This window comes from Phyllobacterium sp. P5_D12 (genome assembly GCF_054049495.1).
The window spans coordinates 1-11581 of the sequence record NZ_JBFUMG010000100.1 but is presented as its reverse complement, the minus strand read 5'-3'; the positions used below and the strand labels follow the sequence as shown (position 1 = coordinate 11581).

The 11581-nt window shown below is 54.8% G+C and carries 13 protein-coding genes and 1 tRNA gene; 13 read left to right on the top strand and 1 reads right to left on the bottom strand.

The genetic code is table 11. From position 1 onward, the window contains the following. Positions 1 to 114: 114 nt before the first annotated feature. From ACXJ5O_RS09425 to ACXJ5O_RS09405, 5 genes are all read left to right on the top strand, one after another. Positions 115 to 612: a GNAT family N-acetyltransferase gene (locus ACXJ5O_RS09425; RefSeq protein ID WP_457299656.1), complete on the top strand. Its 498-nt coding sequence runs from the start codon at positions 115 to 117 to the stop codon at positions 610 to 612. Between the two features lie 261 nt (positions 613 to 873). Beyond that, positions 874 to 1329, top strand: a complete 456-nt coding sequence (locus tag ACXJ5O_RS09420) for a carboxymuconolactone decarboxylase family protein (protein WP_457299655.1) — start codon at positions 874 to 876, stop codon at positions 1327 to 1329. A 182-nt stretch (positions 1330 to 1511) separates the two neighbouring features. Beyond that, positions 1512 to 1832, top strand: coding sequence for an SMR family transporter (locus ACXJ5O_RS09415; RefSeq protein ID WP_457299654.1), 321 nt, complete (start codon positions 1512 to 1514; stop codon positions 1830 to 1832). A gap of 127 nt (positions 1833 to 1959) precedes the next feature. Beyond that, a complete protein-coding gene (locus ACXJ5O_RS09410; RefSeq protein WP_457299653.1) occupies positions 1960 to 2442 on the top strand; it encodes an oxidoreductase in 483 nt (160 codons plus the stop codon). 135 nt (positions 2443 to 2577) lie between these two features. Then, positions 2578 to 3126, top strand: a complete 549-nt coding sequence (locus tag ACXJ5O_RS09405) for a sensor histidine kinase (protein WP_457299652.1) — start codon at positions 2578 to 2580, stop codon at positions 3124 to 3126. A gap of 1572 nt (positions 3127 to 4698) precedes the next feature. Here ACXJ5O_RS09405 and ACXJ5O_RS09400 read toward each other — a convergent pair. Beyond that, positions 4699 to 4788 (bottom strand) — tRNA-Ser (locus ACXJ5O_RS09400). 343 nt (positions 4789 to 5131) lie between these two features. On the opposite strand from ACXJ5O_RS09400, the gene rplU reads away from it, so the two are divergent. The 8 genes from rplU (at position 5132) to rsfS (ending at position 11485) form a co-directional block, all read left to right on the top strand. After that, on the top strand, positions 5132 to 5611 hold the full coding sequence (gene rplU, locus ACXJ5O_RS09395) for a 50S ribosomal protein L21 (RefSeq protein WP_457299651.1): 480 nt from the start codon (positions 5132 to 5134) through the stop codon (positions 5609 to 5611). A 23-nt stretch (positions 5612 to 5634) separates the two neighbouring features. Next, on the top strand, positions 5635 to 5907 hold the full coding sequence (gene rpmA, locus ACXJ5O_RS09390; RefSeq protein ID WP_112531041.1) for a 50S ribosomal protein L27: 273 nt from the start codon (positions 5635 to 5637) through the stop codon (positions 5905 to 5907). Between the two features lie 118 nt (positions 5908 to 6025). Then, the gene (locus tag ACXJ5O_RS09385) at positions 6026 to 6646 is read left to right on the top strand and encodes a GNAT family N-acetyltransferase (RefSeq protein WP_457299650.1); all 621 of its coding nucleotides are present in this window, start codon (positions 6026 to 6028) and stop codon (positions 6644 to 6646) included. A gap of 92 nt (positions 6647 to 6738) precedes the next feature. Continuing rightward, entirely contained in the window at positions 6739 to 7773 is a 1035-nt protein-coding gene (obgE, locus tag ACXJ5O_RS09380; protein ID WP_271896735.1) for a GTPase ObgE, read from the top strand. Positions 7774 to 7781: 8 nt separating this feature from the next. Continuing rightward, positions 7782 to 8972, top strand: coding sequence for a glutamate 5-kinase (proB, locus tag ACXJ5O_RS09375; protein ID WP_457299649.1), 1191 nt, complete (start codon positions 7782 to 7784; stop codon positions 8970 to 8972). Positions 8973 to 8975: 3 nt separating this feature from the next. Continuing rightward, entirely contained in the window at positions 8976 to 10259 is a 1284-nt protein-coding gene (locus ACXJ5O_RS09370; protein WP_457299648.1) for a glutamate-5-semialdehyde dehydrogenase, read from the top strand. A gap of 56 nt (positions 10260 to 10315) precedes the next feature. Then, the gene (locus tag ACXJ5O_RS09365; protein ID WP_457299647.1) at positions 10316 to 10912 is read left to right on the top strand and encodes a nicotinate-nucleotide adenylyltransferase; all 597 of its coding nucleotides are present in this window, start codon (positions 10316 to 10318) and stop codon (positions 10910 to 10912) included. Positions 10913 to 11122: 210 nt separating this feature from the next. Next, the gene (gene rsfS, locus ACXJ5O_RS09360) at positions 11123 to 11485 is read left to right on the top strand and encodes a ribosome silencing factor (protein ID WP_112531036.1); all 363 of its coding nucleotides are present in this window, start codon (positions 11123 to 11125) and stop codon (positions 11483 to 11485) included. The last annotated feature ends 96 nt before the right edge of the window (positions 11486 to 11581 follow it).

Below are 11581 nucleotides of genomic sequence, written 5' to 3'. Positions count from 1 at the left end.
GTATAAAGACAGGCACCCCTCATGCCATAGCACCCAAGATGGATCATGGACCTTCTAAGGCAGATCAAGCAGCAGCACGATAGAGTCCTTCGACCGTAAATTTAAGGATTCGTCATGACCATGGGCCGGTATGTTGAGGTTAGAAGTATCGAGCAGCTCACAGATGTCAGTGCATGTCACGCCGTTGTGATGGAGTTACGCCCACACTTGACAGATACCGATTCTTTCGTTCGACAAGTAATGCGTCAACGTGAACAGGGATTCCGTTTGTCAGCAGCGTGGTGTGACGGTCGAATTGGAGGGGTCATTCGTTATCGCTTGCAGGAAAATCTGTTGTATGGGCGATTCGTCTATGTTGACGACCTGGTGGTACATCAAAAGTATCGAAATGATGGCATTGGAGCAAAACTACTTTCTGTAGCGCGCGCATATGCACGAGAATTAAACTGCGGACATTTGGTCCTCGATACGGGTTTGCACAAAGCACTTGCTCAGCGGTTCTATTTTCGCCAGGGACTGCTCGCTCATACCATGGGTTTTTCCGAGACACTCTTTAACGAAAATACTGCGGTGTCGGCCGAGGACGTAAGTGCTGTGCAGCTAACGTATTAAGCGATTTAATTGCCCATGGCATTTGACCCCTGTGGTCGGGTGTCCCTCAAGATTTGGTGCAATCAGCACCAATTGTATCCGTTCTGCCGATCCTCTGTGCAGCTCTGGCGCTCTGCCTCCGCACATTCCCTTTGGTAGGGGCAGTGGGAGCTGAGAACTGAGAGGATTATGGCCCAGTACTGATGACGGATCATGGACCTTCTAACATAGACCAAGATGCAGCACGATGAATTCTTGATTTAGCAAACATAAGGATTCGTCATGAGTAATCGCATCGACTATGCCAAAGCTTCACCTGAAGGTTACAAGGCTTTCGGAGGGGTTTACATCACAATTCAAAAAAGTGGCCTCCCGAAACAACTGATCGACCTTGTGTACCTTCGAGTTTCGCAAATAAATGGCTGCGCATATTGCATCGACATGCATTCGCGCGACCTTCTCAAAAATGGCCTGACGGTGGACAAGCTCGTATTGGTACCGGTATGGCGCGATGCGGGTGACGTATTCAGTACCCGCGAACGCAGCGCGCTTGCCTGGGCGGAAACCGTAACGCGCGTGGCCGAAACCGGCATTCCCGATTCTGACTATGAAGCGGCCGCTGCCGAATTCGGCGATAAAGAACTTGCTGATCTAACATATGCGATCGGCTTGATGAACGCCTTCAACCGGTTCGGAATTGGCTTCCGGTCGACACCCGCTGCTGCTGCCAAAGCTTGAATACCCCATAGGCAGGAGCTTGACCCATAGGAATCTCCAATGGTCATCTCTCGCCTCTTCAAGGGATGGCTGGTTTGAAAGCTATCCCAGGGATTGAACCCGAGGTGGTTCGCTTGCCTGATAATAGAACCAGAACCCTCGACCGGCCATAACGCTGGCGAAATCAACGAACGGATCCGACTATGGCATGGGTACTACTTAGTATCGCGGGAATCATCGAAATCGCATTCGCCTTCTGCATGAAGTGGTCTGAAGGTTTCACGCGACTGATACCAGCACTGCTTACCGTCGCCACCGGCCTGTCGAGTGTCTTTCTTCTGTCGCTCTCGCTCCGCACGCTGCCAGTTGGAACCGGCTACGCCGTCTGGACCGGAATTGGCGCGGCGGGCACCGCCATTATGGGAATTGCCGTGCTGGGAGATTCAGCCGAACCGTTGAGGATACTCTGCATTCTTCTCATTTTGGCAGGCGTTATCGGACTCAAGCTGGTTTCGGGAAACTAAAGATGAGCGGCACCGGCGGACGACGCGTCCATTATAACGTGAAAACGGTATACCGGTTTCACGTTCCAGCGCGCCAATCCTATTTGTCTACCTCCCTATATCTCTGTCAACAACATGGAGTTAGCATATGACTACCGATCCTTTGTTTGCCGCCACGCACCTCGGCGCCCTGTCCCTGAAGCACCGTATCGTAATGGCGCCCCTGACCCGACTGCGCTCGCGGCAGCCGGGCGATGTTCCCAACGCACTGAACGCTGAATACTACGGGCAGCGGGCGAGCGACGGCGGTTTGATCATCTCCGAAGCGACAGACATTTCGCCGACAGCGCGTGGTTACCCCGGCGCGCCTGGTGTCTACTCCGATCAGCAGATCGCTGGTTGGCAGTTGGTGACCGCTGCTGTGCATGCCAAGGGCGGACTGATCGCCAACCAGATCTGGCATACGGGCCGCATATCGCATTCGTCGATGCAGCCCGGCGGCAAGCTGCCGGTCGCGCCGTCGGCAATCGCCTCGCCGGCCACCCACATGGATGCCACCGGTGCAAAGGTCGCTTCCCAGACACCGCGCGCCTTGAGCCTCGACGAATTGACCGGAATCGGCCCCAAATAGGTCATTCTTTCAAGTCAGGGCTGGCGTCCGCAAGTGGCGCCAAGCGGACGCTAGGCAGTGGCAACAAGTGACCCAGAGTGGACATTTCTTCTAATTGGGTCGCGTCCCCAATCGGCCATCGAGGAAGTGATTGGATTGGCGCAAAGCGCCATCACCACCAATGGGATCTCGGTCCGAACCCGTCTCATCGAGGCGCTGGCTCCCGTCGAGGGGGATCGTGTTCAACTACAACAAGTTGTGCTTAACCTAATTCTGAACGCGGTCGAAGCCATGGGCACGCGGGATGCAGGACGGCGAGAGTTGTCGGTCAGCATGGAAAAAAGCGAGGCGGGCGATGTCGTAGTGGCCGTGAGCGACTCCGGGCCTGGCATTGATCAGAACCATCTCGATCAGATTTTCCATGCTTTCTACACGAACAAGTCGAACGGCGTGGGGATGGGGCTGTCGATTTCCCAGTCGATCATCGATGCGCACGGGGGACGGCTGTGGGCAGATAGCAATGCATCTGGCGGGGCCGTATTTCGGTTCTCCTTGCCCGGCGCAAGCAAGGAACTCACGAATCCTCGTGGCAGGGACTACATGCCTGGAGAGCGGGGCGAGGCGCCCTATCAGATGCTATTCATCGAACGGCTTCCGAAGGTAACAAACAGCCCTCTCGTTCATAGCTTAGCCCTGAAATACTGAACTCCGCTATCTGCCATCAACGGGAGTCCGCTGTTGGCGCAAAGCAGACTTGCGAAAGTATCGCTGTCGCAAGTTGCGACGGCAGTTGCCATATTAAAGTTCGGCCAAGGCAAGATCAGGAAATTTTATGCCATGCTCAGATAAGTTTGCGACAGAACCTTTGAACATACGACATCTCCGAGAAATGATGGACAACACATATCTCGGCAACCTGCTAAAACGTTTGCGACCATCAGGATCGGCTCGATATGTTGCTCGTCGCCATCCACATAGTTGGCATCAACGGAGAAGTCATACGGTTGTTCGGCTTGCCCGCCGATCGTATGTGCCCACCGTCTGCAATGCCCCAATACGTTTTGTCGCATTCCACGGCTTCGGCCGGACTCATGCCCTCCCGCATATAGTTTTTGAAATGGCGGCTATACCGCCAGGCGCCGGATATGTTGTGAAAGTATCGCAGCACAACAAACACATCGATTCTGAAAATAATCCATCTCATTTGCTTCTCCTCAGGAGGAAATTCGCATCATCCAGCTAAGACATCCCGGGCTTATTTCTCCAATTTAGCGTTGGGAATGCTGTGAGTCTGGAATGGTGCGAGTATTCATCGCGCGGCCGAGGGTTACTATTCTACTTAAGGTCAGGAATCTGGTGAATTGGTATGATGGTGGTAGCCGTTAGTTTACATTAACCCCTATGCCGGAAATCTCCCCAAGATCTTTGCCGGCGCGCAGCGAATGGCCCGAAAGCTTCGATACGTCCAGTCCGGCTGTACTAGCCATTATGTGTCGCTGCGCGTGAGTCGCATGGGCTTGGTCTCGCGCGCATTCGCGTGCGTGCGAAGCAACTAAGCGGCGGGAATGACCGAGGTTCGGGTCGTTTACGAGAAATCGGGAGAGCTCTCGCTCTTCCGGGACACCCGAGATAGAGGCCGGATCCGAGGTTCGAGGGGCTTGAGCATTTTAATCCGAGGCTTTATGCGAACCTTTGGTGCTTGGGTCATGACCGGTTAATCAACGCGTTGCCAATGTCATCGTAGGAACCACTGACAAGCGTCACCTTACCCCAGCGATCCAAATCCTTGAGGACGTCTGACCATATCTTCATGGAAAGGGTTAATCGTGACTGCCACCTAGACCATCATTTTATCGTAGCCTGCCAAAGCATCGTCGGTCATATTGCCTGCATCGATATAGGCCATCTCGTTTCCCCATGTTGCATCCATGTCGCATGGATTTGCCGAGTGTTGCAGAAAACCATTGGAAATCAATGGAGCCAGTTGCAACATGACGCAACATGAAAACCAGTGGGACCGTAACGGTCATTTGATTAAATATTTGATTTTGCTTTGAAAATGTTTGGCTGGGGAACCTAGATTCGAACCAGGACTAACGGAGTCAGAGTTTTCATCTCCAACATACACCTATCTGCGTTCGAAGCGAAAATCGGCGTATCCAACATGCTCGCCACACACAGAAAAACATCGGACAACTGGAAGTGCACTCAAAAGCATACTCCATTTTTCTTTAGATGAAATTTATCTAATAAAACCATATAGTTATGCAAAAATCATGGCGGAGAGGGAGGGATTTGAACCCCCGATGGAGTTGCCCCCATGCCGCATTTCGAGTGCGGTGCTTTCAACCGCTCAGCCACCTCTCCGCGTAGGGGGATTGATAATCCCCGATCCATTTTCCGGATATGAAACCCGGCTGATGCCGCGATGCCCCCAGGGGCTCGGCTTGAGCGTGCGACCGGCTAGATAGCGGGCAAAGCTTCCAGATACAAGAGTAATTTGCGTTAAATTTCTTGACTCAGCGGCGAACCTGATCCTATAAGCGCCCGTCAACTGGCGTGGGGGATTCTCCGCGCTGTTTGTTTTTGAATTCGGGTGCCTTTATTCTTATGCCTAAGAGTGCCTTTCGATCAATCTGTCACGACTGACAAAAAGACGGTTATTGCCGTAAAACGGCACTAAACCGAACCGGACTCCGAAAGGGAAAAAATGTTCGCAGTCATCAAGACCGGTGGTAAGCAGTATCGCGTTGCCGCCAATGACCTGTTGAAGGTCGAGAAAGTTGCCGGCAACGCCGGTGATATCGTTGAATTTGCTGAAGTTCTGATGGTTGGCGTCGGAGCCGACGCAACGATCGGTGCTCCTGTTGTCGGTGGTGCGCTGGTAACAGCGGAAGTCGTAGAGCAGGGCCGTGCACGCAAGGTCATCGCCTTCAAGAAGCGTCGTCGCCAGAATTCCAAGCGTACGCGCGGTCATCGTCAGGAGTTGACGACGATCCGTATCTCGGAAATCCTGACCGATGGCGCGAAGCCTTCCAAGAAAGCCGCTGAAAAGCCGGCGAAGAAGGAAGCTGCTCCGAAGGCCGAAGCTGCTGCTGCGGACGCAATCGAGACGAAAGCCGCCCCAAAGGCCAAAGCTGCGCCGAAGAAGGCTGCTGCCAAGGCTGAGAAGCCCGCTAAGGGCGAATAAGAAGAGATTAGAGGAGCAATCCGATGGCACATAAAAAAGCTGGTGGTTCGTCACGCAACGGTCGTGATTCAGAATCGAAGCGCCTTGGCGTGAAGAAGTTTGGTGGCGAGAAGGTTCTTGCCGGCAACATCCTCGTTCGTCAACGCGGCACCAAATGGCACCCCGGTGTCAATGTTGGCCTTGGTAAGGACCATACCCTGTTTGCACTTGAAGCAGGCACCGTTTCCTTCCGCACCAAAGCCAACGGCCGTAGCTACGTGTCGATCGTCAACCCGATCGCCGAAGCAGCAGAATAGCCGGTCCTGCTTGAAGCGCCGGCGTCCCATCGGACCCGGTGTATGGCAACCGCCAACAGATCAAAAGGGGAGATGGGATAACCACCCATCTCCCCTTTCGTGTCTGGAGGATAGACAAATGGTTGCTGAAATACTGGAAGACGATGAAGAACGGTTGGATCTGATAGACTGTCCCGTTCTCGTTACGGAACGTCTCGTTCTGCGAGCGCCGCGTAACGAGGATGTGGATGCAATTGCCCGTCTCGCCGATAACCTTCACGTGGCGGAAATGCTTTCCCGCATGCCGCACCCCTATACGAAGGAACATGCGGTGGATTTCGTGCGCCGCGCCAATGCGGGCGAGATCGGCAAATGCGTCTACGCCATTACATTGGCGCAATCGGGCACGTTCATTGGTTGCTGTGGTATCAATTATCGTCGCAGCAAGGACGAGTATGCGCCTTGCCGCAAGGAAGAGTTGGAGATCGGCTACTGGCTGGGCGAATCCTACTGGGGCAAGGGTTATGCAACGGAAGCCGCCCATGCGCTCGTCGATCTGGTGTTCAGAGCAACACAAGTCGAAAAACTCTATGCTTCTTGCCGCGTGTCCAACAATGCTTCACGCCGGGTGATCTATAAAAGCGGTTTCCAGTATACCAACACCGGTATGATGGATTCGATCACTGCCGGGAATGTTCCTGTTGAACGTTACATGCTCGACCGGAGGACGTGGATCGGTCTTCGCAGCTGGACTTCATAACCAATACTGGTCGTCTCCAACATCGAGGCGACCAGTTTTCATTTCGAGGATTTTACTGTAATGCCTCGGAACATCAAAAGGGCTGAACTTCCATGAAATTCCTTGATCAGGCGAAAGTCTATATTCGTTCCGGCGACGGTGGTGCCGGTTCGGTGTCGTTTCGGCGCGAGAAATTTCTCGAGTTCGGCGGTCCCGACGGTGGCGATGGCGGACGCGGTGGCGATGTCTGGGCGGAAGCAGTCGATGGTCTCAACACGTTGATCGACTATCGCTATCAGCAGCATTTCAAGGCCAAAACCGGCATGCACGGCATGGGCCGCAATATGACCGGCGGCAAAGGTGCCGATGTTATTCTGAAGGTACCGGTCGGAACGCAAATATTCGAAAACGACAACGAAACGCTGATCTGCGATTTCACAGTGGTCGGTCAGCGATATCGTCTTGCCAAGGGCGGCAATGGCGGTTTCGGCAATGCACATTTCAAGACCTCGACCAACCAGGCGCCGCGCCGCGCCAATCCCGGCCTCGAAGGCGAGGAGCGCAACCTTTGGCTCCGGTTGAAGTTGATCGCCGATGCTGGACTTCTTGGCAAGCCCAATGCCGGGAAATCGACCTTCCTTGCCAGCGTCACTGCCGCCAAACCAAAGATTGCCGATTATCCGTTTACAACGCTCCATCCCAATCTCGGCGTTGCACGCATCGACGCCAGAGAATTTGTCATCGCTGATATTCCGGGGCTGATCGAGGGCGCGCATGAGGGGGTGGGCATTGGTGACCGGTTCCTTGGGCATGTCGAGCGAACCCGCGTCCTTCTACACCTTGTTTCGGCACAAGAAGAGAATGTCGCGGAAGCCTATAAAACCGTTCGGATGGAACTCGAGGCCTATGGAGCGGGACTTGCTGACAAGCTAGAGATCGTGGCGCTCAGCCAGATCGATACGCTTGACGCAGCTGCCCGCAAGAAGAAGGTTGCCGCGCTCAAGAAAGCGGCCGGCCGCGAGCCGATGCTGTTGTCATCCGTCAGCCGCGAGGGCGTTGAACCGGTGATGCGCGCACTGTCTGCAATCATTCTTGAATCGCGTCAGTCGGAAGCTCCTGTCGAGATCGACAACCGCTTCAAATATTGAGTCGTAGAATGTCCGCGAAATCAGTCCAACTCCCGGATAACGAAGATCAGGTGAATTCACTACCGAAGCTGGCGTCTTATCGCCGGATCGTTGTCAAGATTGGCTCGGCTTTGCTTGTTGATCGTGTCACTGGCCTCAAGCGTGATTGGCTTGAGAGCCTTGGCACCGACGTTGCGGCGTTAAGCGCATCGGGTGTCGAGATGATGATCGTATCCTCCGGCGCGATCGCGCTTGGCCGAACGGTGCTGGGTTTGCCAAAGGGCGCATTGCGGCTGGAAGAAAGCCAGGCTGCAGCTGCCGCCGGCCAGATCGAATTGGCCAAAGCTTATGCCGAGGTTTTGAGCCACCACAAATTGCGCGCCGGACAGATTCTTTTGACCCTTGCCGATACCGAAGAACGCCGGCGCTATCTTAATGCGCGCGCAACGGTAGGAACCTTGTTGCGATTGAAGGCAGTTCCCGTCATCAACGAAAATGACACGGTTGCCACCACTGAAATCCGCTATGGCGACAATGACCGGCTTGCCGCACGGGTTGCGACCATGATGGGCGCGGACCTCCTAATCCTGCTTTCAGACGTCGATGGGCTGTACACTGCCCCGCCGCATCAGAATCCGCATGCGCAATTTTTACCTGTTATTGATGCGATTACACCCGATGTCGAAGCGATGGCTGGTACAGCCGCATCGGAATATTCGCGCGGCGGCATGAAAACCAAGCTAGATGCGGGTAAGATCGCCAATGCGGCGGGAACGGCCATGATCATCGCCTCCGGCACACGGCTAAACCCGCTGGCTGCCATCGATCGAGGCGGACGCTCCACAATGTTCAAAGCCAGCTTGACGCCGGTCAATGCCTGGAAGACCTGGATATCCGGCAATCTCGAACCATCCGGSCGGCTGGTGATCGACGAGGGCGCGCTTGCCGCTCTCAAATCCGGCAAGTCATTGCTTGCTGCTGGTGTTCGCGAAGTTGCTGGCCACTTCACACGGGGCGATACAGTCGCTGTGTTCGGACCCGATGGCCGTGAGGCTGCACGCGGACTTGTTGCCTACGACGCTGCCGATGCCGTAAAGATTGCGGGGCGCAAGACCAATGAGATTGGCGCGATTCTCGGTTATGATGCCCGTTCCGCGATGATCCATCGCGATGATCTGGTGGTGCGTGCCGCAAAGCGCGCTGCGACGGCCAAGGAGTAAGAGATGTTGCGACGAGTGGATAAAGACCTGTCGGTTGCCGAATTGATGGCTGAAATCGGCTGCAAGGCACGCACCGCCGCGCAATCTCTTGCCACTGCGTCTCCTGACAAGAAAACAGCGGCGCTGGCAGCTATGGCAGACGCCGTTGATAGGCGTGCGGCTGACATTCTCGAAGCCAATGTCCGCGACATTGAGAACGGCAAAAATGCAGGCATGTCGCCAGCGTTATTGGACCGGCTCAAACTTGACCATAACCGGGTTGCCGGGATTTCCGCGAGCATTCGTGCGATAGCCGGTCTCAAGGATCCGGTTGGAGACGTCATTGCCGAATGGGATCGCCCTAACGGTTTGCATATTGAACGTGTCCGCACTCCCCTCGGCGTTATTGGAGTGATCTACGAGAGCCGGCCGAATGTGACGGCGGATGCAGGAGCGCTATGCCTCAAATCCGGTAACGCTGTGATCTTGCGCGGCGGGTCGGATTCTGCGCATTCATCAAAGGCTATCCAAGAAGCCTTGCTCGAGGGACTAGCGGCTGCTGGCCTTCCGGAGGCTGCCGTCCAATTAGTGCCGACCACCGATCGTGCTGCCGTTGGCGAAATGCTCAAAGGTCTTGATGGAAATCTCGACGTGATCATTCCGCGCGGCGGCAAAAGCCTGGTAGCTCGAGTGCAAGCTGAGGCGCGTGTACCTGTGTTTGCCCATCTTGAAGGGCTTTGCCACGTCTACATCGATGCCTCTGCCGATTTGGCGATGGCGCGCAAGATCGTCGTCAATGCCAAGATGCGCCGCACCGGTGTATGCGGTTCGGCCGAGACGTTGCTTGTCGACAGGCTCGCTGTACCAACCCATCTGGTGCCGCTCCTTGAAGACCTACGTTCAGCGGGCTGCGAAATTCGTGGTGACGACGGAGTCGTGGAGCTCTTCGCGGGTGCCAAACCCGCCACTGAGGAAGATTGGTCTACGGAATATCTCGATACGATCATTTCAGTAAAGCTTGTCGATGGTGTCGACGGCGCGATACAGCATATCAACCATTATTCCTCGCATCATACCGAAGCTGTCGTCGCCGAAGACCTTCGCGTCGTGGAACGGTTTTTCAACGAGATCGACTCGGCCATTCTTTTGCACAATGCCTCTACGCAGTTTGCTGACGGCGGCGAATTCGGCATGGGCGCCGAAATCGGAATTGCCACCGGCAAGATGCATGCGAGAGGTCCAGTGGGGGTCGAGCAGCTGACCTCGTTCAAATACCGTGTGCGCGGCAACGGCCAGACTCGTCCGTGACAATAAAGGCAAGTTTGCAAACGAGCTTTCCAGGCGTTAGTGAAGCGCATCTGCGCATGCCTTTCGTTGAAAAGGGTATGACGGTGGGGCTGTTTGGTGGTTCCTTCAATCCGCCACATGCGGGTCACGCGCTGGTGGCTGAAATTGCGCTGCGCCGTCTGAAGCTCGACCAGCTCTGGTGGATTGTCACGCCGGGGAATCCGCTGAAGGATACGCGGCATCTGGCACCGTTGGCGGAGCGCCTGGAGCGCTGTGAAGAACTGATCCAGGATCCCCGTGTGAAAATTACGGCATTCGAAGCCGCTCACAATATCCGCTACACTGCTGACGCGCTGGCTATGATCAAAGCTCGCAACCCGGGCGTGCATTTTGTCTGGGTCATGGGTGCGGACAATCTTGCGGACTTCCACCTCTGGCAGCGCTGGCAGAAGATCGCCTTGACGTTTCCGATTGCTGTTATCGATCGTCCGGGATCCACTTTGGCTTTCCTTTCATCCCGTATGGCCAAGACGTTTGGTTATGCGCGTATCGATGAAGACGACGCGCCGATCCTGGCCCGTTCACGCGCCCCAGCATGGACCTTCATTCATGGGCCGAGGTCATTGCTGTCATCGACTGCTATTCGCAACGGCGTGATGAAACCAAAGACGTGAAGCGGCGTTGCAACTACGTGCCCACCATTCGGAGCATGGCAGTAACAGCGAGTTAGTTCGATATGACGTCTTGAAACTGTCCTGCGACTCTGCCTATCTTATAGATGTGCAGTACGGGTACAAACTGCGTTGCGTTGTTCTTAAGGGAAAGGAAATACACTGAGAACAGCATTTCAGAAGAAGGATGCCTTGGCACCTTCACCGGCAGAGATGAACGGTATCAATTCCGTATCTCTTGCCCTTCAATCGGTCCTTGCCAGTCTTGAAGACGCAAAGGCTGAAAATATTATCCCCATCGACCTTCGAGGCAAGTCCGTCATCGCTGATCATATGATCATCGCATCGGGACGCTCACATCGTCACGTAGCGGCGGTTGCGGACCAGCTTTTGCGTGCTCTGAAAGAGAGCGGGCATGGCAACAATGCCAAGATCGAAGGCCTTTCCGGCGGCGATTGGGTGTTGATCGACACAGGTGACATCATCATCCATATTTTCCGTCCCGAAGTACGTGAGTTCTACAATCTCGAAAAGATGTGGCAGGCTCCTGAACTCGACGGAGAGACCGTCCACTAGCCGGCGGACGTGAGCGTCGAACAACGCGATGCTCTGAACGGTTGATTTACCGGTCGCGGACCGGAGGAGTGTTTTCGGGCCGCATAGGCTTGAAAC